This window comes from Anaerobacillus sp., assembly GCF_046314235.1.
In the GTDB taxonomy this organism is placed as follows: domain Bacteria; phylum Bacillota; class Bacilli; order Bacillales; family Anaerobacillaceae; genus Anaerobacillus.
Genome location: NZ_JBKBWN010000004.1, coordinates 97,740 through 122,274, shown reverse-complemented (window position 1 = coordinate 122,274; position 24,535 = coordinate 97,740). Strand labels below are relative to the sequence as shown.

Below are 24,535 nucleotides of genomic sequence, written 5' to 3'. Positions count from 1 at the left end.
TCTCATAAACACACTATATTTATTACAAAAATTGTAAAAATGTTACAAGTCAATAAAATCCTCATTTTTCTTTATTTAGCTAACTTATTGCGATCTTCCATTTGTGGCGGCTCTTCCATCCAATTATTTTTTATCATTAGCTTTGCTCCTTTATGAGCATACTCTAAGAAATCTTTTACAAAAACACTTGCTTTTGTAGGTAAATCATTTCGTAAAGAAAATGCCGTACCTAACGAATTACTCCCAATTGAAAAATTACATAATAAACTTGTACAATACATCATCATTTTTTCAGAAAAAGGACCATCCACAGATGTAGTTACATTTCCGCCTGCTGTTGCTGGAGGTTGAATATCTGTTTCTTGTAGAAACTCACTAAACTCCTTAATAACACTTTTTGCCAGCTCTTTTCCTTCTAGAAAATAACTAATAACTTCTTTATCCTTTGCAGCTTGTGCAAAACCAGTAATCATTTGCAAGCCTGTAATGTTCGCTTCTATCGAAGCGGAAATATGGGAAACCTCAATTGTATTTAAAGCACGTTTAGTGCTTAGAAATTGTGTTCCACTAAAATAATGATTACTTTCGACAAACTCAGTTTTTTTCGGCATTGTCACAAAAGGGGACTTTACTAAAACTCCTTTTTCAAGTAAATATTGTGAGCAATCTATATAGCACTTTTGGGTTATGGCCGTCATCTCACTAATCATTTGCTGAATATCCTGACGATACACCATCGTGAGGTGTAACGAATGGAGACCAGTACTAATCTTCTTCATGAGGCGAACAAACATAATATCAAAACAGTTATCGATTAATTTCGGCACCCCTTTATTGACATCCTGTGTAGTAAATCAAACAGGAATGGCGGCACCTTCCTCCTGAAATATTTCTTCAATTTTTGTTACGTAAGGGCTTATTTGGTTGTATAAATTATCCATGATTGCATGAGCTTTCGTATCATCGACGTGCTCGATAAAATGTTCTAAAAAACGCATGACCATTGTTTTTTGCTGATATGTCATCCATAATGTTCCTAGTTCAGACGAAGTAATTGCTGTTTTTTTTGGCATAATAAATCCTCCGATAAATAATAAATTTGTTAAAATGGCTATAACTTATCGTAACTATACTTTTTGGTTAGTTTGTAACAAAGCGAGATTATTTATGAAGGGATATTAAAACATGATTTTCAAAGTGACTTATTTATCGAATGGATTGAAAGTCAAAGGATACCTCGGTGTGCCTAACAACTTTAAGGTTTCCAAAGAGGAAATTGCAGGGTTATTTGGCAATCTTCCTGTCTGTGAAGTTGCCAAATCTATCGTTTCAAATCAGATTAAAATTAGACAATCTCACCTACCTGCCTTAATTTATTGTCGCGGCGGGATTGGGCATTTTGGGCGAGTTAAACCTAGCTGGGTGGAAGCCTTTGCCAATCATGGGTATATTGTCTTCGCCCCCTGCTACCGGGGCCATGAAGGCGGCGAAGGTCAAGATCGATTCGGGGGCGCAGACTGTGAAGATGTTCACGCAGCATTCCGGCTAATAGAGTCCTTTCCATTTGTCGATAAAGAAAAAATTTCAATCATGGGCTTTTCACGTGGCTCGATTAACGCAACGAGAACAGCAATTGAAATGCCTAGTACGAACAAGCTTATCCTTTGGGGAGGAGTTTCAAGTTTAAGTCAGACATATGAGGAAAGAGTTGATTTACGACGAATGCTCAAGCGGGTGATTGGTGGGACTCCAACTAAAATACCGTTAGCTTATCAAGAACGTTCACCCATCGATCTTGCCTCAAGGATTCGGTGCCCTGTACTGATTATGCATGGACAAGCCGATACTCAAGTTTCTGTTCGTCACGGTCTTAGCATGTATGAAAGACTAAGAATACTAAGCAAAAAAACATCGCTTCATTTGTATGAGGGGTATGGACATCATTTGCCTTATGTAATTCACAATGAAGCAATTAATCGAATGTTTTCTTGGATTGATGCAACAAATTAGTGAAAACGGTTATAAGTTTTAACAAGAAACCAAATACTATCTTTATTAATTTTATGAGAACGTGGTGGTTGTCTTGGTAAGGAGAAAAGCAAATAGATATCCGTTTATCTTTCTAATCTTCATTCATATAAGTATGCTAATGTACACCTTGTACAAATCCAAAGATCGTAAACGGATTGTCACGTTATTACTTTCTAATATTGGAATGGCTTATCTTTTTGAATACGTTGCTTTTAATATTTTACAATCGTACACCTATAAACCAAATTTTTTGAAGATAAGAGCTCTTGATAATACGATCGGTGCAATTCTTTCCCAAGCAATCTTTGTGCCTATTACCGCCATTTTTATCACTACATTTAAATATAGTTGGAAAACAAAGCTTTTCTTTAGTATGTACTTTTTTGTCATAGAAAAAGTGTTTATCTTTTTAGGGATCTTTAAAACCAATTGGTGGCGCACACTTTACACTGCAACATTAATTCCATGCTATTTTTATCTTAGTGATTTATGGGATAAACATTTGCAAAAAGGCACACCTATCGTGCTGCTCCTATCCTTATTCAATTCAATGGTGGTTATTCATAGCACCATTCTTTATAGTTTAGCAATCTTTAGAAAAATGCGATTTGGTGTAGGGGTAAATCATTCTTGGCGTGAGCATTTCATCATTGCCCCAATCTATACAATTGCCTTAGCGGCTATAACAACTTGGTCGATGCATTCAAAAAACATTCCAATAATAATAAACCTCTGCTCCCACCATATTTTAGATTGGGTACTAAAAAAGCAGCAAGTTCTTAGAACAAAACTTACATTTAGTTTTGAAGTTCTCTTTCATTTCTTCATGATTTTTGTCGCAAAAGGATTGAAAGACTTGATCTATTCCGAACAAAAAAATAAATAATTTTTTTCTTTTAAAAAAATAGTTTACAATAGAAAAATTTATGGATATAATTTCCTCGTAATCCAATTTTTCGAAAGGAGCTGAACGAAATGATTAAAATGAGTTTATTTGTATTAACAATTACATATACGACCAATTCGTTCGGTTCAAGTGCTGCATAAATTATTATTGTCTTATTTCATGCCACAGACGAGCGCATTGACTGTGGCATTTTATTTTGCTTTCGTTACTTAAGCAAAAATATGGGTCTCTTCTGATATAAGACGGGACTATATTTTCCAATGCAGTAGAACTATACTAGTTGTTTCTACTTCGTTTTCTATGCCATAGGAATTTTCCTATGGCATTTTTTATTATAAAAAACATAAATAGAGGAGAAAAAATAATGATCCATGTGAAATCTTTATCAAAAAACTATCAAATTGTAAAACGTGATCCAGGTTTAAGAGGAGCTATGAAAGCTTTACTAAAAAGAACGTATATGACAAAACATGCAGTAAAAAACATTGATTTTGATATCGAGCAAGGTGAAATGATCGGCTATATTGGTGCAAATGGTGCTGGAAAGTCAACGACGATTAAAATGCTTTGCGGTATTTTAACGCCTACTGATGGCGAAATTACTGTTAATAGTATCGTACCGTATAAAGATCGACAAAAAAACGCCAAGAATATCGGTGCAGTTTTCGGGCAACGAACACAACTGTTTTGGGATATTCCTGTTCGCGAATCATATGACCTGCTTCGCCATATTTACGAAGTGCCTGAAGAACAATATAAAGAAACGTTAGCTTTATTTACTGAAGTTTTGAACCTTGAGCCCTTGCTAGCTATTCCTGTTAGGCAGCTATCTTTAGGGCAAAAGATGCGCTGTGAGCTTGCTGCTGCTTTCCTCCATCGTCCAAAGGTAGTTTACTTAGATGAGCCGACTATTGGCTTAGACATTGCTGTAAAGGTGAGAATTCGCCAGTTCATTAAACAAATGAATAAAATGTGGGGAACGACAGTTATTCTCACCACACATGACATGCAAGATATTGAGGAGATTTGCACACGAATAATAATCATTAATGAAGGAACGATTATTTATGATGGCAACTTACAGTCAATCCAAGAAAATTTTGGACATAAACGCTTAATTCATTTTGAACTTGAAGCAGATGAAACTATTAAACTGCCAGAAAAATTAAGTGGAATTGCTGAGATTGATAGTTACGATCAGGAACATAGAAAAGTAACTTTATCAATTACAAGTAAGGAATTGTCTGCTGCATCGATTATTGCAACGATGATGACTGAATACGCGATTCGTGATTTAACGATTGCCGATCCAAAAATTGAGACAATTGTCGAAGAAATATTTAATCGGGGGAGTTAGAATGCGTAAATATCTAGAATTTATGAAAGTAATGATGAAAGTAGAGACTGCGTATGCTGCTTGGTATTGGGCGGGGACTTTTGCTACTGTCGTCCAATTACTGATTCTGTATTATTTTTGGAACGCAGTATACGAAAATCGGACGACAATTGCTGATATGCCACTTGAAATGATGCTTACCTACATGGTTATTGCAATGTTAATGTCTGAATATGTTTCGGGGGTTGGTAATCAACTTGCTGAGGACATTCGCGAAGGAAATATCGCTATTGAACTTATGCGACCATACCACTTATTAAATAAATTAGTTGCCATGGATATCGGCTTTAAACTATCAAGTTCTTTACGAAGTGCATTACCGATGTTTATGATCGCGATCTTTTTTATCGGTATTTACATACCAACGTCTATCGAGGGGTGGCTTTTATTTAGTATTAGTGCGGTTTTAGGTGTTTTACTAGGTGCTCAAATTGATTTAATTATTGGTGTTGTCGCATTTTGGACGATAAACATTTGGGGATTACGTGTATTTAAAGAAGCAATCATTCGTTTTTTCTCTGGGGCTCTTATTCCTATTTCTCTTTTCCCGATGTGGTTTCAAACACTTAGTCAATACTTACCGTTTCAATCAATGGTGTTCGTCCCTGTTTCTATTTATACGGGGGCACTTTCTGGAAGTGCTGCATATATGGCCATCGCCATACAATTTGGCTGGCTTGTTGCCATCTTTACGTTCGTTCGGGTTATATGGGCGTTAGCAGTAAGAAAGGTCACAATATTTGGCGGATAACCTTAACTTGGCGAGGAGATTTTGAGGTTTTACTCACAATCATATTATAGTCTAATTCATAAAAGGAAGTGATCGTATGATCAACCGGTATTTAAAGCTTTATTGGCTTTATTTTAAAAATCATATCAAAGTAATGATGGAATATCGAGGCGATTTTTTCATTGGGATGGGCTCGGTAATTTTACAGCAGGTTACAGCAATCTTTTTTGTTGGTGTTGTCTTTCAACATATTGACGATATTAACGGGTGGAGTTTTTATGAGATATTGTTCATCTATGGTATTGCTATGACGGGTCGCTCCATTCATCATATCTTCTTTGATAATCTGTGGACACTTGGATGGCAGTATATAAAAAATGGGAACTTTGACCGCCTCTTAATTCGTCCTGTTAATCCGTTGTTTCAAGTTTGCGCTGAGAGAGTTCAACAGGATGGCTTTGGGCAGTTAGTCATTGGGCTTATTGTACTCACAACCTCAGTGACAAAGCTTGGTTTACAATGGTCGATGCTAGATGTAATTTTCCTTTTTATCTTAATTCTATCAAGCGGCTTTATTTTTGTTGCCATTAATCTATTCTTTATTACCTTTTCTTTTTGGATGGTTGATAGTTTACCTATTGTCTGGGCAACCTTCAACTTGAGCGAGTTTACGCGCTACCCACTTACTATTTATCATAAAGGAATCGCATTTTTATTAACTTGGATCATACCGTATGGCTTCACTGCATTTTATCCGGTGACATACTTTATTGAACATTCAGGGTATAAAGCATTTGCTTTATGGACCCCTGTTGTTGCTATTGGTTCTTGCGCTATTGCTTACGCTTTTTGGAACAGAGGGATAAGAGCATTTACAAGTACAGGTAGTTAATCTGAACTTAAAACATTTGAGCATAGATCAAATATAAAGACTAGATTTGTCAGGTGATTTTTAGAGCAAGCCTGATTACTGAAACTCGGTAACAGCGCTGCGAAAGAAATCACCTGACATTGACATTCTAGGTGGCTGCTTTTTAGTAGTTACTTTAAAAACATCTTAATCTTCTTAAGACCGTCTTTTACGTTTGGATAACGGAACGGTATATCAAATTTAGTCGTTTGCTTTAATACGCTTTTTTCATGAGAAAACGTGTCAAAGCTACCTTTTCCATGATATGCACCTATCCCACTACTACCAACACCACCAAACGGTAAGTAAGGGGAAGTAATATGGTAGATCGTATCGTTTATACAACCACCTCCAAAGGATATATGATTGATAACTTTGTTTTGGACATCGTTGCTCTCTGAAAATACATAGAGCGCTAATGGATTAGGTTTTTCTTGAATTTCTCGGATAACCTCTTCAATATCTTCAAACTCTAGGACTGGAAGAATCGGTCCAAAGATTTCATCAGCCATAACGCGATCATCCCAAGTGACATTTGTCAGAACGGTTGGCTCAATTTTTAATGCATTTTGATCTGAGCCGCCACCGACATAGATCAAGCCGTCTTGTAAGAATTCCTGCAGACGTAAAAAGTGCCTTTCACTGACAATCCTTGTGTATGTCTCTATTTCTCCAAACATATCGGCAATTGCTTCCTTCAGTAAAAGTAAGAATGGCTCTTTTATACTTTTTTGTACATATAAATAGTCTGGGGCTATGCACGTTTGACCAGCATTTAAAAATTTCCCCCAAGCAATCCGTTTTGCAGCAAGTTTTAAGTTTGCCTTTTCGTCAACAATACACGGACTCTTCCCACCAAGTTCTAACGTAACCGGAGTCAAGTTCTTTGCAGCAGCCTCCATAATGACTTTGCCAACAGGAACACTCCCTGTAAAAAAGATGTAGTCAAACCGTTCTGCAAGCAATGCCTGACTTGTCGCTACATCTCCTTCGACTACAGCAATATACTCTTCCTGAAAATGATCATGAATTAACCCAGCTAACAAAGCTGACGTAGTTGGTGTTAGTTCTGATGGTTTTAAAATCGCACAGTTTCCTGCTGCGATTGCGCCGATTAACGGAGCTACGGCTAGTTGAAACGGATAATTCCAAGGTGCAATAATAAGCGACACACCGTAAGGCTCTGGATAAATCATACTTACAGAACCAATATGCGTCATAGGTGTCTTTACCTTCTGTGGCTTCATCCATGATTTTAAGTGTTTTATAACAAACCGAATTTCATGTAGAATAAAACCGATTTCGGTAGCATAGGCATCAAATTCACTTTTATTTAAATCAGCTTTCAAAGCTCCTGTCAATTCTACCTCATGACTCTGAACTACTTGACGTAGTTTTTCTAATGCTTTTATTCGAAATTCTAGCTCTTTCGTTTTCCCTGTTAGGAAGTAAGCACGTTGCTTCTCCACTAAAGCTTTATAGTTTTCCAATTATACCCCCCCTTATCTTATTAATCTTAGCTTTAAACTTAGTCGCCCCGTATTGAAGTTTATCAGTGTCTCTAATATGAAATATAGTGTTTACCAAAACATATCAGTGTTAAAATAACCATAACGTTTTATAACCTTTCGTGTCAAAAACCAGTTATTTATTTTTTTCTGCTAAATCAGGAGAGCATGCAAGTATTCATTTAACACTTATCCTTTGCAGCAATCAAAAATGTAACTCCCTAAACAATAGATAGAAAAAATGTTATTCTTATTCTTACTAGGAAAGGAGTGACCTTATGATGAAAGGAGATTACGGTGTTTGGCTCAGAATTACGTTGACATACTTTGTGATATTAACCATTCTTTATATTCCGATTATGGTATTTAATATTTATCCAAGTAATTACACCCTTCAAGACTCCGATAATACTGTAATCATTGAGTACGGAGTCTTCAAGAAGGGACAATATATTTTGCAGAAGAATGAAGAAAATCAACAACAACTTGCTGTGTTGAACTATCATATTCGTTCACTACATAGCTTATTAATACTTGGTATTCCTCTTCTTTCTTTTATTTCGGTTGGATTTTTGTTCCAATTTTCAACGTATTTTAAAAAGATGAAGGGCATTGAGACTAGCAAGAAACGAGCGGTTGCATTAATTTTAATGACCACTGTTATTTTATTATGGTTAATTGGCGAATTTCTTTATCGTAGAAGCAATATTATTTCAAGTTTATACGAGTTGCTTTAACTTCATTATTTTTTAAAAAAGAGGATATCGCCTAGCTGATTGGCGATATCCTTTTTGTTCGATAATAAATAAAAAAGCTAGCAAAAATAAAAGTATTATTATCTTTAGGGGGGCAAAATAAAAACATATTATTTATCTCGGTGGTGAGAAAGACTTGTTTCATTATTCATTGTCCTTTGGTTTAATTATTGGCGTGTTAATTACACGAAAATGGCGTTACTGGAAAGACGCGTTTATTCCTCTCCTTTTTTTTGTGTTGTTTAACCTCTACTATCATTTCCTTTGTCATAGTACTAATCGCTGGTTATGGGAAATTTCGACGCCTATCATTAATGAGTTTATAACTGAAACGATCTATAGTTTTATTATCTTTCCGTGTTGGACGATGCTTTTTATTGGTTTCTTCCCCACCGAGAAAAAGACTTGGTACTATTTAAAATGGATCTTAGCCTCAGTTATAATAGAGTGCGCGGCTAAAGAAATCGGCTATTTTAATTACACTAATGGTTGGAACATTGGCTGGACATTCTTTTTTTATTTAACCATGTATCCTGTATTAAGACTTGCTCAAGTGAGACAAATTTTGGCAATCGGTTTTTCTGCAATCATGATTGTTTTTTATTTGTGGGTTTTTGATTATATCCCGTTAATCTTTGAGGCAAACTTGGTCGATAAGTAGTTAATTGGTATCTTTTTTTTACATAGAGGCATGTGAGAGGGTCCTTCGTATCTCGCTAAACATATTACTGACCTAAGGGCACGCGGACAACTCCTTCGTGCCCTTTCCAATTGTGTTCGCCTTCGCTATTTTATTACCAACATATCATTTTCATCAAACTCCCAATTCTCCCCATAGGCTACTTCCCAATAATAACCGTCAGGGTCTGTAAAATAACCACTGTAGCCACCCCAAAAAACACGCTGTGGTTTTTTTACTATTTTGCCACCAGCTATTTCAGCCTTTTGGATAATTTCATTGACTTCTGCTTCTGATTTCGCGTTGTAGGCTAGTGTAATTCCGGAAAACCCGTTTCCTTCTTCTGGTGGAGCTTCTTCATTAATATCCTTTGCTAACTCTACGCGGGGGTAAAGAGCTAGTCTTGTGCCACGATTAGTAAAGAAAACGATGCTTGGGTTTTCTTCATCTACTGATGTTTGAAACCCTAGTCCGTCTCGATAGAAATGTAATGATTTTTCTATATTGTTAACGCCTAGTGTAATGATATTAATTCTATTCATTGTTCGGCCTCCTATCTTTTATCTTCTAGTTTCTCCATTTATTGCTCTAATTCCTTTTTAAAGTACGAAGATAAGTAGTTAAAAAAAACAAACTATCCAATAAGTGCCTCCTCCCCGTGCATTGAATATATGCAAAATGGTCCAGCAAGTGGAGATTTTTTGGATAGCCCTATATTTTTAAGCTTTAGCAAAGCGGTTTCTAATAAAAATATAAACATTAATAAAAAAGACAATACATAGACTCATCCAAAGAATGATTTCCATTGTAGTCATACCACTATTTCCCTTCGCATACTTCAGATCTTCAATAATTTGAAAGGTGTTTGCTGAAATAATCTGTAGACAAATGAGAGCCATGATAAATACCCAAGATAAATAATAAAGCGGGTTTGTTACCTTTTCGATCTTTACCTTTGCAACACCCATTTTTAATAATAGATGTTCTACAGTTGTAACAACAATTCTTCCGCCATCTAAAGCCGGAATAGGTAAACTATTGATAAAAATTAAGGTGATATTAATTACGGCTATCATCATCCAAAAATCAACACTACTTCCAAAGCCGTGAACAATTTCCATTTGCGATTCCACGCTGCCTTGACTGCTAAACAAAAGATCAATGCTTAATGAACGAAAAAGCTCATCTATATTTGCAGCAATAGAAATAAGACTATCCAGAGCGATAACCAAACCATTAATAAACGTTTTTCCTTGGCTGATACTTGCCAAGCCAAAACTAATGAAGTATAAAACAAAATTCATCCCTATTCCTGCTGAAAAAAAGACGATTTTCTGATAGTAATTGTAACGTACAAAGTCTTTCCCATTTGGTTGGACATAACCACCTAAAGGAAACAGCCTTATTGAAAATGTACTTTGCCCTATCCTTTTCTGGAAAATCGCAGGACCAAAACCAATCGCAAACTCTTCTACGTTGCCACCAAAAAGACGAAAGGCAACATAATGACCGAACTCATGAATGAATACTGATAATAAGAGTGCAAAGCCAAATAAAATAAGTGTATTATCCACCTTTTCTCCTCCATTAATTTTAACATGGGTACGACACTAAATTTTATGCCTTGCTTGGCCGATTCAGACCATGGATAACAGCCTATTTTCGTGACATCGATTAACATTTCTCCTCTAAATGCATACGTTAAATTGTACCTAAAATTAAAGGAGGTTTTTCTTCATGGCAGGTTGTCTTCCAACAGGTGGAGTTCCAACTACTGGAGCTGCAAGCGGTTTTGCGTTAATTCTAGTTTTATTCATTTTACTAGTGATTATCGGTGCTGCTTGGTTATACTAATTTAAGTTTATGGGGGGGTGCGTCAGTAAATGACGCACCTTTTTATTATTAAAAGTCGCCTAATTCCCTTCTCTTCGCTGTAAAACTTTAACGACTTTTAGAGGCTAGTTCAAGGAAATCCAGCGACAACTATTATAAGAAAAGCGCAAAGTGCAAAAAAAGGAACCGCCCTATACCGGAACGATTCCTTAAAAGAAATTACCAGAAAAATGCAGCACCTAAAGCTAGACCACCTACTGCTGCAAGAGCAACAGGAGCAAGAAAAGGATTTCTACCAAAGCCTGCACCGTGAGCTCCATAACCACCATAACCTACACCGTGAGCTCCATAAGCCCCGTAGCCTCCGTAACCCCCATAACCTGGATAACCATAAGCTAATCCTCGTGGACTTCTACCTACTGAACGGTCAATCCAAACATATTCTGTATCTACTTCAACAATTCTTCCGTAGTGTACTTTTCCGCTTTTCTCATAAATATGAACAACCTTGCCTCTATGTTGACAACATAGATGGTAACTACTCATCTAAAAAACCTCCTTTTCTCTAATTATCGTATTGATGATTCTATTGTTTTGATTGGACACATTCTACTTATAGAAAAAAAAGGCAGATAACTAGTACTGACTTCTAGCGAAATTTGCTTTTACTAGTTATTAACCGTGCCGTTTTCAGTTACTTTTCATAGGCTAAGATAGTTGATAGTTTATTTTTTTTAGAAAGGAGGGACTAGAAATTTGTTTCCACAAAGAAATCGTATGATTCATCATCCAGGTCAACAGTATCAAGTTCCACAGCAATTTATGGGGTACCAGCAAAGGCCGATTAGAAGAGATCTTTTTGGCGGATCTCGCCAAGCAGGGATTCAAGGTCATTATCCACAAAATCAGTATTATCAACAACAGCAAGCTTTTCAGCAATACCAGCAAACACCTATGCAACCTCCGAAACAATCGATCTTTCGAAACGAACAAGGGCAAATAGACTTTCAAAAAATTGGTGGAGGCGTCCAAACAGCTATGGGGCTCGTAAATCAAGTAAGCCCAATGGTTAAAATGCTAGGAGGATTTTTTGGTAAATAGGACAATGGAGTAATCAAACAGGGGCTGTCCCATAAGTGTCAGAGCACCTCGAAATCTTACTATAAATAGAAGTGTATGTTTGTACAAAATCTATTTATAGTAGACGAGGTGACCGATACTTTCCTTTTGGGACAGCCCTGTTAATAAATGCTACTATTCATTTGTTGCCCTATAAAACTATTCGTTCCAATAGTAAACTTTCGGTAATTGATGATGTATTAAATACTCTTGCAAAAGTGAAACCCCAACAAACGCCACCATCTGCCAATCCAACCCCTTCAACATCTGCTCACCTCGCTGCCTTTTCTAAAGGATATGGAAGTATCAGATTGTCTTATGCTAATAGATTATCATCCTATAACTCCAGCGTAAATTTTCCTCCTGCTAGTGGGGGGTGTCCATTTTAGATGACACACTTAAGGTCTCTCCCCTGTAAATAGGATCTACAAGAAAGTTCACTTTCTTCGATTAGAAAACTCTTGCCAATCATATTTACATCTATATTGGTGAATGTGAACTTTCATTGGTGCCAGGCACCTATGTAAGATGGGTGCCTAGCACCTATATGAGGCACCTATATGGACAACAAGCCTTGCGTTTCTAGGTAGGTGACTACTTTTTTGACACTTTCCTCGATGGTAAGCTGATCGGTTTTGATGATAAGTTCTGGGTTGTCAGGTTGTTCATAAGGAGAACTAATTCCTGTAAAGTTTGGAATGATCCCTGCTCTTGCTTTGTTGTAAAGACCTTTTGGGTCACGATTTTCACATGTCTCTAGCGAGGCATCGACGAAGATTTCAATAAACTCGCCTTCTTTTACTAGCGATCTTACTAATTCGCGGTCCTCACGGAATGGTGAAATAAATGCGGTTAATGTTATGACTCCTGCATCGATAAATAGCTTTGAGACTTCTCCGATACGCCGAATGTTTTCTTTACGATCGGCTTCTGAAAACCCAAGACCTTTATTTAGACCGTGACGAATGTTATCGCCATCAAGAACATACGAATGAACATTTCGCAAAAACAACTCTTTCTCAACAGCGTTAGCTAATGTTGATTTGCCTGACCCTGAAAGCCCTGTAAACCAAAGGATGAAGCTTTGATGGCCTTTCTGCCCCTGTCTTTGAGACTGTGTAATTGTTGTTTCATGCCATACGATATTTTCAGACATTTTAAGCCCCACTTTCTTTCAAATAAGAAACTAAATTCCGCCACCATGGTCATGATAAGCCCTTTGCTCTCTTCTTGTAGCTTGTGCTAATCGAACAGAACCAATAGTTGCAATAAAAACACTTATGATCACAAAACTTGTGTAAAAATCTGCTTTTATAAATAGCGTAATTAGTCCGTAACAAAGGACAAGTGAAAAAACTGGAGATACAATCCACACCATAGCTATTTTTTTAATAATGTCTTTTTGTAATACTTTAAAGCCCGTATTAACGGTGCCAATTCCGACGATTGCTGAAGTCGTTACTTGCGTTAAAGGGACCGGTAACCCGAATACAGATGCTACGATGACAAGTGTACCACCAGTAATTGAAACGGCACTTCCTTGTAAAAGCGAGAGACGAGTTATTTTCTTCCCGTTTGTTTCAAGAACTTTCCCACCGAGGAGTACAGCACCTAAAGACACGAACAGTCCCCCGACTATAACTGCTGTACTAACGTCAATCAAGCCTGCCCCCACTAGAGGACCGACAGCATTTGCAACATTATTCATCCCAGCTGCATAGGCTTCTAGTCCGCCAGATAAAACAAGGAGGAGGACAAGCCACTTATGCCACCGACCTTTTCCTTTTAATACTGGAAACTTTTTTTCGAGATGACGAATAAGCATTCCGGCAATGATGGCTAGGAAAAATGCAACAATTGGCACAACAACCCAAAACGAAATGATCACAATTAAACGATCAAAGTGAACGGCTTGAAAGGCGATTCCTGCCCCTACTAGTGAGCCAACGACAACCTCACTTGTTGACAATGGTATTCCTATTAAATTTGCGATAAACAGTGTTAAACAAGCAGCAGCTAAAACGATGACCGTTACTTCAACATTCATAATTTCAGCGGGAATAATTCCGCCACCAATCGTTTTAACAACCTCGCCACCAGCTAAGGCTCCTAAAAAAGCAAATACCGCTACGATAAGCATTGCATTTCTCTTCTTTTTAATAGCACCGCTTCCATAAGCTGGACCCATCGCTGCCGCTGTCCCACTTGCACCTATATTCATTGCAAAAAAGAAAGCAATCACAAACGCTATGATGATTAATACCATCGTCCTCTCCCTCTCCGTAAAACAAGCTACTTACTACTTAGCTACTTAGAGTAAGCTGCTTCTTTTGCCGCTAAGCCTCTAATTAACACTTCAACAACTTCTTTTCTACTAAATTCAACTGGTGGAATTTCACCGTTCTTCAACATCTCACGTACTTTCGTTCCTGATAAAATAACATGGTCTTCTTTTGTATGTGGGCATGTTTTAGCGCTGGCCATGTTTCCACATTTTTTACAATAAAAACTATGTTCAAAAAATAGGGGAGTAATTCCTAATTCAGTCTCATTGAAATTCTGAAAAATATACTGAGCATCATACGTACCATAATAATCACCAACACCAGCATGATCACGACCGACGATAAAATGCGTGCAGCCGTAATTTTTTCTTACGATGGCATGGAATATCGCTTCTCTTGGGCCAGCATAACGCATTGCAGCTGGAAAAACAGCTAGGAATACTCGGGATTTAGGGTAATAATTATCTAGTAAAACTTGATAACTCTCCATTCGAACGTCAGCTGGAATGTCATCCGATTTCGTTTCTCCTACTAATGGATTGAGAAATAATCCATCAACAATCTCTAATGCCGACTTTTGAATGTACTCATGGGCTCTATGAACAGGGTTCCGAGTTTGAAAACCAACAACCGTTTTCCAGCCCAAACGCCGAAACTGTGCTCTTGTTTCTATTGGATCAAGGTAAAACTCTTGGAAGCGCTCCGCTTCAATTTTTTTCACTAAAATAATTGAGCCGGCTAAATAAACATTTGGACGCTCATATAGCTTTTTGACCCCTGGGTGTGCTAAATCCGTTGTTCGATAGACTTGTTCTGCTTCTAAAGCCTTATTTGGAACATATTTCTCCTCAAGTGTTAACACCCCATAAACCGTACCCTTTAAGACTAGCTTCACGTCCTCACCAATTGTTAGCTGAGCCGCTTTTTCTTCAGTAACTGGAAGTGTGATCGGAATACTCCAAACGCTTCCATCTGCTAGGCGCATATCGTTTACAACACTCTCGTAATCTTCTTTTCCTAAAAAGCCAGTTAAGGGGCTAAAAGCACCATTTGCAATCAACTTTAAATCTGATAAAGCGAAATCATCAAGCTCAATCTCACTAGTAATCTGTGAATAATTAAAACCTTCTTGAAAACGATTCACTAACTCCCCACCATGCGGTACACTTAAACTCATCATTAATTCCTCCTAAATTCGCTTATTTTTACTTGCTACTGATGCAGCCCACACTCAGTCTTATCCGAGTTTGCCCAGCGTCCTTGGCGAGAGCCTTCGCCTTCTGTCACAGGTAATGTGCAATTCTCACAGCCAATACTCGGGTAATTACGATCATGAAGTTCATTATAGTGAAGGCGATGAAGTTTGATATACATCCAAATATCATCCCACGTCCAATGAATAAGCGGACAGATTTTAATTGATTGAAAGCGATTATCTCTATTCACAAATTGCACATTTGCCCTTGTTGAAGATTGCTCTCTTCTTAATCCCGATATCCACGCTTGGTATTTAGACAACTCTTCTGCTAACGGTTGTAGCTTGCGGATGCTACAGCATTGGTCAGGAGCATTTTTCCACAATTCGTCACCATGCAATTTTTTTTGTTCTGTGACTGTTAATTGAGGTTTTATCATTTTAATTGTTAATGTTGGATACTTCACTTTCACCTTCTCAATAAGCTCATACGTTTCTTTAAAATGAAGTTCTGTATCTAAGAAAACGATCGTTGCATCTTCTTTCACTTTACTAATAAGATCGATCAAGACAACTCCTTCAGCCCCAAAGCTACAGGCATAAACTAGCTTTTCTCCATAATGCTCATACGCCCATTTCAATACATCAATCGTATCCTTTTTAGCAAGCTTTGCATTTAGATCAATTAGATTTTCTTCAGTCACGTATTGATGTGTTAGTTCCGCCATATGATACCCCTCCCGTTTTTTAGCAATTTACAAATTAGTAGTTTTTTCATTAATAATAAAAGACGACACAAAGCTCTCTGCAATCAGAACTCTGTGTCGCCTCTAGTTTGTCTAGTCAGCTAATCCCTATTATTTTTGTATGAATTTAATCCCGAGTAATTTCATCTGTTTTATATGTATAACTAATTTTATGAAAAGATTAGAATTTTGTCAAGGGGACTGAGGAAGGAAAAATAAAAAAATGTTACGAAAACCATTCAGTCACAATCTTAATGAAAAGTCGCCGGCTTCCCTTTCTCTTCTCTGTAAAACTCTAAACGAATTTTAGAGACTCGTTCAAGGAAATCTAGCGACTTCTAATAATAAAAATTTCGACCACAATATGTTTCAGAAAAAGAAAGGAACCGTTTTAACAATCTTCTAGTTCTGCTATTTTCCGTTCCATTTGTTCGATGACGATTTCAATAATCGTGACCCGAGCTGTCCATTTATCATTTCCACCTATTATCTGCCACGGGGACCACTTTGTACTCGTTTTATCAACCATCTCGATGACAGCCTCCTCATACTGACTCCATTTTTGTCGGTTACGCCAATCTTCATCTGTTAATTTCCAATGTTTAAATGGATTTTCCTGTCTTTCTTCAAATCGCTTGAGTTGTTCATCCTTTGTGATGTGTAACCAAAATTTTAGGATGATCTGGCCATCATCTACAAACATTTTTTCAATTGCATTAATTTCTTCGTAAGCTCGCTTCCACTCTTTTTCTGAAGCAAACCCTTCGACTCTTTCAACTAAGATTCGCCCATACCATGAACGATCAAAAATACTCATTTGCCCTCGCTTCGGAAACGACTTCCAAAACCTCCAAAAATAATGATATTGCTTTTCATGGACATCTGGAGCGGCAATGGATTGCACAGTATAACCACGTGGATCAAGTTGCTCAGTAAGTCGGCGAATGACGCCACCTTTGCCAGCTGCATCCCAACCTTCAAAAACGAGAACTATAGCTACACCTTTTTTATGGAGTATCCTTTGTAATTCAAGTAGTCTAAGTTGCTTCTTCTTCAATGTTTTTTTATACTGTTTTTTGTTTTCAAACCTTTGTTCAAAGATCACTTCATTTAACAAGAAACTCCCCCCATTTTCCGTTATCGTTCCATTCCCACTCTAACTTATGACAATCGTTAAGCAGTTAGACGCTCGGCAAATTTAGTTTTTAGGATAAAAGTTGACCCATCAATAAAAAGAGCCGTTCCTTTTTTAACATTCATGCAAACTTCTCTCACCTATATAGCTGAGTAATCATAAATTATAGAAAAACAAAAGGAGATTTTTATGTGATGGAAAATAAAAAACGCTACAAGACACCTAAATGGTCAAAACTTAATGCTGGTAAAGTCACCCCAGTTGAACCCCAAGCTGGTTCCTGGCCACTAAATTTTTTTAAAAGAAATACCTCAAATCAGTGGACAGATTTAGAAGGTAAGCTCGTATCCTTTAAAATTCGAAACCCTTATCGCATTGATTTTGCTGGCAGTGAACTGAATGCTGTTTTAGAAACTCAACAAAATTTAACCGACGAGCAAAGAACGATTGCTAGTTATTTTGGCTTTGGTCCACCAACTAAGCAGTGGACACCAATTATTGACCGTCTGATTGACACATATAATGTTAATCCACCAAGGGCCGCACGAATTCTTGCAGCAACGCAAGCAGCTATGAATGATGCCTTTGTGATTACTTGGCATTTAAAATACACTTTTGATATCGCTAGACCTAATCAACTAGACCCTAGTATAGAGACTGTTCTTCCAACACCTCACTTCCCTGCTTATCCTTCAGGACATTCGACGGTGAGTGGTTGTGCAGAGGTAGTCTTAGGTTACTTCTTCCCTGCTGAACGAGCTAGATTAAGAGAGATCGCAGAACAAGGTTCAATGTCACGTTTGTATGCTTGTGTTCATTTTCCAATCGACAATAGTGAAGGTTTGCGCCTAGGTAGACAAATCGGTCAGCATATTGTGAGAGAACTGAGAAGAGACCGTGATGGGGAAAACACACCTGTTGACAATCCATTTAAAGAAGGAAAAGGAGCGATTTTACCGCCACCACCTTGGGAACAAGCGATGCCATTCCCACCTGCTGATCCAGCGCAAAACACTCAGCAACCTCAAAGGAACCCGTTTTTCTTTTTTTAAGAACATTTGGTAACGCAAATATTTATTTTAAAAAACGAAGGTGACTCAAATGTCTGTGACCTCAAGTTATAGATATATAGATAGAGAGATATACCATCATTCTATATACCATACTGAAGTGACAGATACTCTTAAGTCACCTTCCTTAATTAATCGTTACTTGAAATTATTTTATGCTTTAGTGCATATCTAACGACACTTGATTTTTTCTTCGCACCAATCTTCTCCATAATTCTCGTTTTATAGGTGTCTACAGTCTTTATACTAATGAACAGTTCTGTAGAGATTTCCTTTTGGGTATAACCTAGGGCTATAAATTTTAGGACTTCTTTCTCCCTAGGACTTAACAAGTCTTCCTCCTGCTCCGATTCTTGCTGACTACTAGTTTCTTTAGAACTATTGTACAAACTAGGGATGAGTGTTGGATAAATATAGGCTTCTCCATTCAACACCGTTTTTAATGCTGAGATTAATTCTGTATCAACAGCCCTTTTTAGAACATAGCCTGATGCCCCAGCCTTTAAGCCCTCTTTTAAATAGGCTTCATCAGAATACATTGTTAGGATTAATACTTTTGTTTCTGGTAGAGTTGCTTTAATTGCTTTCGTGGCTTCAATCCCATCCATTTCAGGCATATTAATATCCATGATAATAATATCTGGTTCCATCTCCAAAGCCATTTCAATGGCAATTTTACCATTATGAGCCTCACAAACCACCTGAAAGTCTAACTTATCCTCTGTTAAAATAATGTTTTTTAAGCCTGAACGAAAAACCGGATGATCATCAGCTAGCATAATTCTGACCGTCAAGCAATTCTCCTCCTTCGTCTGTTATTGGCAATTTCACCATCACAGCAGTCCCTTGCCCTATTTCTGACTCGATATTAAGGGTGCCACCTAATAAAGATACACGTTCTTGCATCCCTCTAATCCCTAAGTTATATTTTGAAGGATCTTTATTTAATACACTCTCGACATTAAAGCCGATACCATCATCCTCAATAATTACTGAAATCATCTCAGTATTTTTGATAATGATAACACTAACAGATTCGGCCTTTGCGTATTTTAAGATATTTGTAAGTGCCTCTTGGACAACTCTAAAAATGGCTGTTTCTACCTCAGGTCGTAATCTTTCTTTATCAATCCCTTTTAAAATCAAATCAAATTCAACAGGGTATTTCTTCTTAAATTCCTCAGTGTATCGCTCAATTGCCACGTTTAAGCCAAATTTATCTAATATACTCGGACGTAATTGCCATGCTAAATCATGAACCTCTTCAATCGTATGATGTGCCAGATCTCTTAAATGAGCAATTTCTCTCTGTCTTTGCTCCTCGTCGTTTACCTCTTGCAAAACTTTTAAACCTAATAGTATCGATGATAACGAGTGACTTGTCTCATCGTGCAGTTCACGGGCAATCCGTTTTCGTTCTTCTTCTTGTACCGTCATTACTTTTCCAAGAAGCATTTTCCTCACTTTTTCTTTATTTTTTATTTCTTCCCATAACTGAATGTTTTCAATTGTAACTGAAAGCTGATTTCCAATTGATTTTAAAATTTTCACTGAATATGGATCAAGTTCTTTTGCACTACAAATTTGAATTTGCCCGACAGTTTGATCCTTAACTAGTAGCGGAAAATGATTGCTGACTTTCACTTCATTTTTAGGGCATAAACAATTTAAATCCTGACCGTTTTGTATTTCAAATTCAACTAAACAATTTTCTTTAGAGTTATAAAACAATTCATAATCATCATCGACTTTGATTTGGATTAAGGCACTGTTTAGCGAAAGCTCTCTCACTAGATCGACAACAAATTTTTCTAACACTGCTCTTAAATCAGCAACAGTAGTGACAGTTGCTGAAATGCTATTTAGTAATGTAAGTTCACGATTTCTTGTTAAAATTTCCTGGTAATATTTTTCTTTTTCAGTTCTTGCTTTCTCTAAGTTTCTTAACATGGAATTAAATGAATGAGTTAGCTTTCCAATTTCATCATTAGAGAAATTTTTAATTCTTGGCGAGAAATCTCCTTTTGCTACTTGTTTTGTTAAATTAACTAATTGAGTAATTGGATACGTAATTATTTGTGTTAAACCTAAAACAATTAAGAGTGAGAGCATGAGAACAATAAGCATCGTAATCAGCATTTGTGTTGTGACATTTTGAAGTTCCTCATCTAGCGAGTCACTGCGAAGACCGACTCTCGCTGTGCCACCAAATCCCTTTACAATTGGAACGGCTACATCTCTGATAATTCCTTTTTCGGTGTCAAAAATGACCAAACTATTGAGATCATCTTTATCTACCCTGTTAGCATGGAGTAGTTCTGTGCTTAAGGCTAAATTTTCATATGAATGAACAATTGTCCTCCCTTGTTCATTTAAGATAATGACGTATTCGATATCTTTGTTATTTTTTAACGTATCGTTTACTAGCTTTTGCAGAGCATAAATATTATTTGTTAACATTAAATCACTACTTCTTGATGCTACATCACTTCCAATTGACTTTACCCTTTCGTCTAACTGTTGTGAAAATGTTTCGGTAATTGAAATTCGCACTCCAATTAAACTAATAATTGTTACTAAAAAAATTACAGTAAAGACCATTCCGTAGATCTTTACATGAATCGAAACACTTGTTAAGAAACTGGTAAATGCATTATTTCGATTCATTTGTCGTTACCCATTAAATTCTTTGCATTGCGTATCGGTTCGTAGTTCTCTCGATTTATCGGAACATATTCTTCAATCTTTAATTCTTTTAATATTTGTCTGCCACGGGGATTATCATCGAGGGTTAATATTAATTCTTTTATTTGGTCTTTTAGCTTGTTATCCGTTTTATTAGACACTACGATTGGTGGTGCACCTGCCCAAGGCCCTTTTTCTACGATTTGTATTTGTATCGCATCTTCATTTTGTAAATCTAATAACATATCAAATAGAATACTATCTACCGCAGCTGCATCGACAGCCCCTCTAGCTACTGCACTAATTGCATAATCATGACTATACGTATAGAATGTCTCTTCAAAAAATTCCTCAGGTGTGTAGCCAAGACTATTTAGCATATCTAAAGCCGCTAACCTCCCTGTGTATGAATAAGGATCAACAAAAGCAAAACGTTTTCCTTTTAGATCTTTGAGCGTTTCTAATCCACTATTTTCGTGGGTAATAATATATGATCTGTAAAGATCTTTATTGTCTATAACTGTAGTCGCTACATCGACTACGTAGCCTTCATCAACACCAATAACGTATGAAAGTGAACAAATAAATGCTAGATCAACTTCACCATTTTTCAACAACTCATTTACTTCCTCATATGTTTGTTTTTGAATAATTGTTATTGGTCGTTCAAGGTGGTCCTCTAAATATTTAATGAGTAAATCATACTTATGACGTGTTTCTTCAGGTGAGACAACAGAGGCAAAGGCTGTTCGGATAGTATTGACCGGTTCTTCAAAATGTGTAGTTTCAATCTCTGTTTCTGTTGAGGTGAGAGGGAGATACGTCATTTTTTGTTTCTCATTACAAGCAGCTAACAATATTACTAACAAAATAATCGTATATAACTTCTTAATAAGAATCCCTCCTATATGAAAAGTGGTTCCACCGTTTTTACTTTGCTAAATACAGTAAAAACAAGTACTTTAATTATACATCTGTTAACAGCTTATAGATATCGAAGTCGTGAATTGTCAAGGAACGTTTACATTTTTTTATGTAAATAGTTGCTTACAATGAATATTTTAGAAAACTTAAGTACATTAAGCCTCAATTACAGTGACGGTTTACACACAAAAAGAGACTATCCTAAAAGTAAGTATAGTCATCTCATCTTCATAGATTGTATAAAACAATTTATTGTCGACAAGGTGAGCTAACACCAATTGGACAGCCTCTCACGTAAATATTTTATTTGATTATCCAGCTCTAGGTGGCTTTGTTACTATTACTCTTGGCTCTTCATGCCCAAGCGCATCTAGTGAAAATTTCTTAACTCCAAACATGTAAATTAAGACAGATGCGGCAATCCCACCAGCAAATATTGTCCATTCCGTAAATGTAGATGAGTATGAAGCTACTTCTCCGAAAGGTTGAACGAGCTGCCCGCCGATGACCATAATGTATTTATCAACAAACATCCCTATTAATACTAGTAATCCTGCTATAACTAGCTTTCTTGGTGTCCTGTTTTTTAATAATAGTAAAATAGGTATAACTAAACCTAGTGCAATAACAACACCCCAGAAGGCAAATGAATACGTTCCATTTAGAACCATATTAAAGTTCTCAGACCCAACATAAAACAATGTGATTAAACGCCAAGCATGGAACCCTAAAGCTACTGCTAAAAGAATTGACATTGCTTTACCCAAATAACTTAGCACTTCTTGAAGCTTAAAGTTGATCTCATTCTTAGCTACTTTATACGTTAAGACTGTAGCAATTAATAAAGTTGCAATTCCGGTAATTAAAGCTGAAAGTACAAAGTATACTGAAGTTGCCCCCCCATACCATAATGGTCGTTGGATAACTACGGCAAAGATTCCACCTAAAATACTTGTTGCTGCAATTGCTCCACATAATGTTACGTATGAAGCTATTTTTACAGCTTTTTCGTTGCCTGTTTGAACCGAGAAGAACTCAAATAGTAACACAACTACGTAAACTCCATATGTTGCGCCCATCCACCACATTGGTGCTTGTAAGTTCGGAGAGGTAATAAAGTAGAATATACGATCTAATCTCCCTAAGTCCATCGCGAGGACTAGTAACGCTGGAATTAAAACGGATATAGCTAAATATAACGATCTTTTACTAATCACTTCGAACTTCTCAAAGCCTAATGCATGACCGAATGTTGATACTAAGCACATACCGCTCGCAGCAAGAGCTAAGAATACGTAAGCTACGATTAAAAGATTCCAAGGTACTTGATCGGTTGAACCAAACACTACTTGACCTTGAATTAATGTGTTTCCCATACTGAAAATCCCAATAGCAAGAACAAGACTTGTGAGGATTACAATTGGTAACCCTTTTGCCGATGTTTTGGCTTTCATAGTTAGTTCCCTCCTTTTAGTTTAATTGGATTTACCCAATTAATTCGATTATTAAATTACCAACTTTGTTGAAGAATGTTTTTCCGGGCGTGTTTCACTGTACATTCTTCACAATAGTTCTGAAATTCTAGCTTTTTTTCACCACAACTAGGACAGTTTGTTAGTTTATGTTTTTGAAGCACTTTTTTAAGGGTGATTTCTTCAAACTTGATCGGATGTTTACTAATTTCTAAACAAGCATGTTCACAAATATCACAATCAATGCACTGCTGCGGTTGAAAGGCTAATAATTTTGTATCCTCTGTTTCAACAATTGTTAAAGCCCCGGTTGGACAAGTAGCAGAACATTTTTGACATAGCTTACAGTTACTTGTAACACTTATGTTGACGATCCCAATTTTTTTAGCAACCTTTTCGGGCACTATTCCAGTTTCGTTATTTTTCTGTAAATAGGCTAATAAATACTTTCTTCGCTCTGTTAAAGGAAGCTTATTTTTCAAATTAGGTGCGTGATCAAAAGAGTCAAATACAAGCGTTGCTAGTTGCTCTTTCGTTTTATTTTTTGTAAAGGAAAACAATTCTCTTCTTGTTATTTTTTGTTTAGCTGCTAGTTTTTCCTCTTTTTTGTTAATGATCTCGACCTTATTGTTTGAGGCTTCACTCTTATTCCATTCGTGCACCCAACTAAAATCTCGTTCATGAGTCCAGTTTGATTTGCAAGAGCGGCACTGCTTTTCATCCCATAAGATTTGTACTCTCTTATCATGAAGAGTGGCAATCATTAACATTTCAGGTGTCAGCGAAGACACACAAGGTAAGATTACATCAGTGTTTGAGTCCCCTTGTTCGCCACAAGAAAAACAAACACTTTCATAGCTTTGAATTTTCTGTTCATATTTATGAAGCTGTTCAAACTCATAATTGAACGCTTCTGTCGGGCATACGTGAATGCATAATCGACAATTGCTACACGTTGAGTGATCGAACGTTAACTTCCCGTCTTCAATAACTAGAGCTGGTTGGGGGCAAATTTCCTCACATAGTGAACATTGGGACTGTTTATTACGGTTACGTAAGCACCGATTTTCACTCCACCTCACAAAGCTTTTATCGATCATTCGCTTCATTAGAAATTTTTGCCACATGCGTATTCGCCCCTTTCCTAAGCTCTCT

Annotated in this window: 25 protein-coding genes and 2 pseudogenes; 11 read left to right on the top strand and 16 right to left on the bottom strand. The window is 36.9% G+C overall.

Annotated elements, in window-relative coordinates:
- Nucleotides 1-71: 71 nt before the first annotated feature.
- On the bottom strand, nucleotides 72-611 hold the full coding sequence (locus ACK4M9_RS06655; RefSeq protein WP_409849179.1) for a DUF3231 family protein: 540 nt from the start codon (nucleotides 609-611) through the stop codon (nucleotides 72-74).
- Nucleotides 612-1,073: pseudogene (locus tag ACK4M9_RS06650) on the bottom strand (DUF3231 family protein); the annotation flags it as partial.
- 112 nt (nucleotides 1,074-1,185) lie between these two features.
- Between ACK4M9_RS06650 and ACK4M9_RS06645 the strand changes: the two are divergent.
- The 5 genes from ACK4M9_RS06645 to ACK4M9_RS06625 all read left to right on the top strand — a co-directional run bounded on the left by ACK4M9_RS06645 (nucleotide 1,186) and on the right by ACK4M9_RS06625 (nucleotide 5,956).
- Nucleotides 1,186-2,010, top strand: a complete 825-nt coding sequence (locus tag ACK4M9_RS06645; RefSeq protein ID WP_409848824.1) for an alpha/beta hydrolase family protein — start codon at nucleotides 1,186-1,188, stop codon at nucleotides 2,008-2,010.
- Nucleotides 2,011-2,083: 73 nt separating this feature from the next.
- Entirely contained in the window at nucleotides 2,084-2,917 is an 834-nt protein-coding gene (locus ACK4M9_RS06640) for a hypothetical protein (protein ID WP_409848823.1), read from the top strand.
- A gap of 385 nt (nucleotides 2,918-3,302) precedes the next feature.
- Nucleotides 3,303-4,295 carry an ABC transporter ATP-binding protein gene (locus ACK4M9_RS06635; protein ID WP_409848822.1) on the top strand — a complete coding sequence of 331 codons (993 nt, stop codon included), beginning with the start codon at nucleotides 3,303-3,305 and terminating at the stop codon, nucleotides 4,293-4,295.
- Nucleotide 4,296: 1 nt separating this feature from the next.
- The gene (locus ACK4M9_RS06630; RefSeq protein ID WP_409848821.1) at nucleotides 4,297-5,085 is read left to right on the top strand and encodes an ABC transporter permease; all 789 of its coding nucleotides are present in this window, start codon (nucleotides 4,297-4,299) and stop codon (nucleotides 5,083-5,085) included.
- A 76-nt stretch (nucleotides 5,086-5,161) separates the two neighbouring features.
- Nucleotides 5,162-5,956 (top strand): ABC transporter permease, encoded by a 795-nt coding sequence (locus ACK4M9_RS06625; protein WP_409848820.1) that lies wholly within the window; start codon nucleotides 5,162-5,164, stop codon nucleotides 5,954-5,956.
- A 149-nt stretch (nucleotides 5,957-6,105) separates the two neighbouring features.
- On the opposite strand, the gene ACK4M9_RS06620 is transcribed toward ACK4M9_RS06625, so the two are convergent.
- The gene (locus ACK4M9_RS06620; protein ID WP_409848819.1) at nucleotides 6,106-7,464 is read right to left on the bottom strand and encodes an aldehyde dehydrogenase; all 1,359 of its coding nucleotides are present in this window, start codon (nucleotides 7,462-7,464) and stop codon (nucleotides 6,106-6,108) included.
- 296 nt (nucleotides 7,465-7,760) lie between these two features.
- On the opposite strand from ACK4M9_RS06620, the gene ACK4M9_RS06615 reads away from it, so the two are divergent.
- Complete coding sequence (locus ACK4M9_RS06615; RefSeq protein ID WP_409848818.1) at nucleotides 7,761-8,219, top strand: hypothetical protein; 459 nt, start codon at nucleotides 7,761-7,763, stop codon at nucleotides 8,217-8,219.
- 154 nt (nucleotides 8,220-8,373) lie between these two features.
- Entirely contained in the window at nucleotides 8,374-8,898 is a 525-nt protein-coding gene (locus ACK4M9_RS06610) for a CBO0543 family protein (protein WP_409848817.1), read from the top strand.
- A 125-nt stretch (nucleotides 8,899-9,023) separates the two neighbouring features.
- Here the strand turns inward: ACK4M9_RS06610 and ACK4M9_RS06605 are convergent, their stop codons facing one another.
- Together ACK4M9_RS06605 and ACK4M9_RS06600 are read right to left on the bottom strand one after the other, a co-directional pair.
- Nucleotides 9,024-9,458 (bottom strand): VOC family protein, encoded by a 435-nt coding sequence (locus ACK4M9_RS06605; RefSeq protein WP_409848816.1) that lies wholly within the window; start codon nucleotides 9,456-9,458, stop codon nucleotides 9,024-9,026.
- A 177-nt stretch (nucleotides 9,459-9,635) separates the two neighbouring features.
- Nucleotides 9,636-10,490: a site-2 protease family protein gene (locus tag ACK4M9_RS06600; RefSeq protein ID WP_409848815.1), complete on the bottom strand. Its 855-nt coding sequence runs from the start codon at nucleotides 10,488-10,490 to the stop codon at nucleotides 9,636-9,638.
- A 163-nt stretch (nucleotides 10,491-10,653) separates the two neighbouring features.
- Here ACK4M9_RS06600 and ACK4M9_RS06595 point away from each other — a divergent pair, with 163 nt between their 5' ends.
- The gene (locus ACK4M9_RS06595; protein WP_409848814.1) at nucleotides 10,654-10,770 is read left to right on the top strand and encodes a YjcZ family sporulation protein; all 117 of its coding nucleotides are present in this window, start codon (nucleotides 10,654-10,656) and stop codon (nucleotides 10,768-10,770) included.
- Between the two features lie 198 nt (nucleotides 10,771-10,968).
- On the opposite strand, the gene ACK4M9_RS06590 is transcribed toward ACK4M9_RS06595, so the two are convergent.
- A complete protein-coding gene (locus ACK4M9_RS06590; RefSeq protein ID WP_409848813.1) occupies nucleotides 10,969-11,295 on the bottom strand; it encodes a hypothetical protein in 327 nt (108 codons plus the stop codon).
- A gap of 7 nt (nucleotides 11,296-11,302) precedes the next feature.
- Between ACK4M9_RS06590 and ACK4M9_RS22740 the strand changes: the two are divergent.
- Nucleotides 11,303-11,347: pseudogene (locus ACK4M9_RS22740) on the top strand (hypothetical protein); the annotation flags it as partial.
- 158 nt (nucleotides 11,348-11,505) lie between these two features.
- The gene (locus tag ACK4M9_RS06585; protein WP_409848812.1) at nucleotides 11,506-11,850 is read left to right on the top strand and encodes a YppG family protein; all 345 of its coding nucleotides are present in this window, start codon (nucleotides 11,506-11,508) and stop codon (nucleotides 11,848-11,850) included.
- A gap of 574 nt (nucleotides 11,851-12,424) precedes the next feature.
- Here the strand turns inward: ACK4M9_RS06585 and cysC are convergent.
- The 5 genes from cysC to ACK4M9_RS06560 form a co-directional block, all read right to left on the bottom strand.
- Nucleotides 12,425-13,024 (bottom strand): adenylyl-sulfate kinase, encoded by a 600-nt coding sequence (gene cysC / locus ACK4M9_RS06580; protein WP_409848811.1) that lies wholly within the window; start codon nucleotides 13,022-13,024, stop codon nucleotides 12,425-12,427.
- A 30-nt stretch (nucleotides 13,025-13,054) separates the two neighbouring features.
- Nucleotides 13,055-14,134, bottom strand: a complete 1,080-nt coding sequence (gene cysP / locus ACK4M9_RS06575) for a sulfate permease (RefSeq protein WP_409848810.1) — start codon at nucleotides 14,132-14,134, stop codon at nucleotides 13,055-13,057.
- Nucleotides 14,135-14,175: 41 nt separating this feature from the next.
- Nucleotides 14,176-15,330, bottom strand: coding sequence for a sulfate adenylyltransferase (sat, locus tag ACK4M9_RS06570; protein ID WP_409849177.1), 1,155 nt, complete (start codon nucleotides 15,328-15,330; stop codon nucleotides 14,176-14,178).
- 35 nt (nucleotides 15,331-15,365) lie between these two features.
- On the bottom strand, nucleotides 15,366-16,076 hold the full coding sequence (locus ACK4M9_RS06565; protein ID WP_409848809.1) for a phosphoadenylyl-sulfate reductase: 711 nt from the start codon (nucleotides 16,074-16,076) through the stop codon (nucleotides 15,366-15,368).
- Nucleotides 16,077-16,485: 409 nt separating this feature from the next.
- Nucleotides 16,486-17,211, bottom strand: a complete 726-nt coding sequence (locus ACK4M9_RS06560) for a polyphosphate kinase 2 family protein (protein WP_409848808.1) — start codon at nucleotides 17,209-17,211, stop codon at nucleotides 16,486-16,488.
- A 212-nt stretch (nucleotides 17,212-17,423) separates the two neighbouring features.
- On the opposite strand from ACK4M9_RS06560, the gene ACK4M9_RS06555 reads away from it, so the two are divergent.
- On the top strand, nucleotides 17,424-18,281 hold the full coding sequence (locus tag ACK4M9_RS06555) for a vanadium-dependent haloperoxidase (RefSeq protein WP_409848807.1): 858 nt from the start codon (nucleotides 17,424-17,426) through the stop codon (nucleotides 18,279-18,281).
- Between the two features lie 149 nt (nucleotides 18,282-18,430).
- Here ACK4M9_RS06555 and ACK4M9_RS06550 read toward each other — a convergent pair whose 3' ends face one another.
- From ACK4M9_RS06550 to ACK4M9_RS06530, 5 genes are all read right to left on the bottom strand, one after another.
- On the bottom strand, nucleotides 18,431-19,093 hold the full coding sequence (locus tag ACK4M9_RS06550; RefSeq protein WP_409848806.1) for a response regulator: 663 nt from the start codon (nucleotides 19,091-19,093) through the stop codon (nucleotides 18,431-18,433).
- A complete protein-coding gene (locus tag ACK4M9_RS06545) occupies nucleotides 19,068-20,966 on the bottom strand; it encodes a histidine kinase (RefSeq protein ID WP_409848805.1) in 1,899 nt (632 codons plus the stop codon). The genes ACK4M9_RS06550 and ACK4M9_RS06545 overlap by 26 nt, the downstream gene beginning before the upstream one ends.
- The gene (locus tag ACK4M9_RS06540; protein WP_409848804.1) at nucleotides 20,963-21,853 is read right to left on the bottom strand and encodes a substrate-binding domain-containing protein; all 891 of its coding nucleotides are present in this window, start codon (nucleotides 21,851-21,853) and stop codon (nucleotides 20,963-20,965) included. The genes ACK4M9_RS06545 and ACK4M9_RS06540 overlap by 4 nt, the downstream gene beginning before the upstream one ends.
- A 366-nt stretch (nucleotides 21,854-22,219) precedes the next feature.
- Nucleotides 22,220-23,362: an NrfD/PsrC family molybdoenzyme membrane anchor subunit gene (gene nrfD / locus ACK4M9_RS06535; RefSeq protein WP_409848803.1), complete on the bottom strand. Its 1,143-nt coding sequence runs from the start codon at nucleotides 23,360-23,362 to the stop codon at nucleotides 22,220-22,222.
- A 56-nt stretch (nucleotides 23,363-23,418) separates the two neighbouring features.
- Complete coding sequence (locus tag ACK4M9_RS06530) at nucleotides 23,419-24,507, bottom strand: 4Fe-4S dicluster domain-containing protein (RefSeq protein ID WP_409848802.1); 1,089 nt, start codon at nucleotides 24,505-24,507, stop codon at nucleotides 23,419-23,421.
- Between the last annotated feature and the right edge of the window lie 28 nt (nucleotides 24,508-24,535).

Bases quoted from the DNA above. Each gene is read 5' to 3' on its own strand.
- ACK4M9_RS06655 (WP_409849179.1), bottom strand. From the start codon at position 611: ATGCCGAAAAAAACTGAGTTTGTCGAAAGTAATCATTATTTTAGTGGA.
- ACK4M9_RS06645 (WP_409848824.1), top strand. From the start codon at position 1,186: ATGATTTTCAAAGTGACTTATTTATCGAATGGATTGAAAGTCAAAGGA.
- ACK4M9_RS06635 (WP_409848822.1), top strand. From the start codon at position 3,303: ATGATCCATGTGAAATCTTTATCAAAAAACTATCAAATTGTAAAACGT.
- ACK4M9_RS06630 (WP_409848821.1), top strand. From the start codon at position 4,297: ATGCGTAAATATCTAGAATTTATGAAAGTAATGATGAAAGTAGAGACT.
- ACK4M9_RS06625 (WP_409848820.1), top strand. From the start codon at position 5,162: ATGATCAACCGGTATTTAAAGCTTTATTGGCTTTATTTTAAAAATCAT.
- ACK4M9_RS06615 (WP_409848818.1), top strand. From the start codon at position 7,761: ATGATGAAAGGAGATTACGGTGTTTGGCTCAGAATTACGTTGACATAC.
- ACK4M9_RS06605 (WP_409848816.1), bottom strand. From the start codon at position 9,458: ATGAATAGAATTAATATCATTACACTAGGCGTTAACAATATAGAAAAA.
- ACK4M9_RS06595 (WP_409848814.1), top strand. From the start codon at position 10,654: ATGGCAGGTTGTCTTCCAACAGGTGGAGTTCCAACTACTGGAGCTGCA.
- ACK4M9_RS06590 (WP_409848813.1), bottom strand. From the start codon at position 11,295: ATGAGTAGTTACCATCTATGTTGTCAACATAGAGGCAAGGTTGTTCAT.
- cysC (WP_409848811.1), bottom strand. From the start codon at position 13,024: ATGTCTGAAAATATCGTATGGCATGAAACAACAATTACACAGTCTCAA.
- cysP (WP_409848810.1), bottom strand. From the start codon at position 14,134: ATGGTATTAATCATCATAGCGTTTGTGATTGCTTTCTTTTTTGCAATG.
- sat (WP_409849177.1), bottom strand. From the start codon at position 15,330: ATGAGTTTAAGTGTACCGCATGGTGGGGAGTTAGTGAATCGTTTTCAA.
- ACK4M9_RS06565 (WP_409848809.1), bottom strand. From the start codon at position 16,076: ATGGCGGAACTAACACATCAATACGTGACTGAAGAAAATCTAATTGAT.
- ACK4M9_RS06555 (WP_409848807.1), top strand. From the start codon at position 17,424: ATGGAAAATAAAAAACGCTACAAGACACCTAAATGGTCAAAACTTAAT.
- ACK4M9_RS06545 (WP_409848805.1), bottom strand. From the start codon at position 20,966: ATGAATCGAAATAATGCATTTACCAGTTTCTTAACAAGTGTTTCGATT.
- nrfD (WP_409848803.1), bottom strand. From the start codon at position 23,362: ATGAAAGCCAAAACATCGGCAAAAGGGTTACCAATTGTAATCCTCACA.
- ACK4M9_RS06530 (WP_409848802.1), bottom strand. From the start codon at position 24,507: ATGTGGCAAAAATTTCTAATGAAGCGAATGATCGATAAAAGCTTTGTG.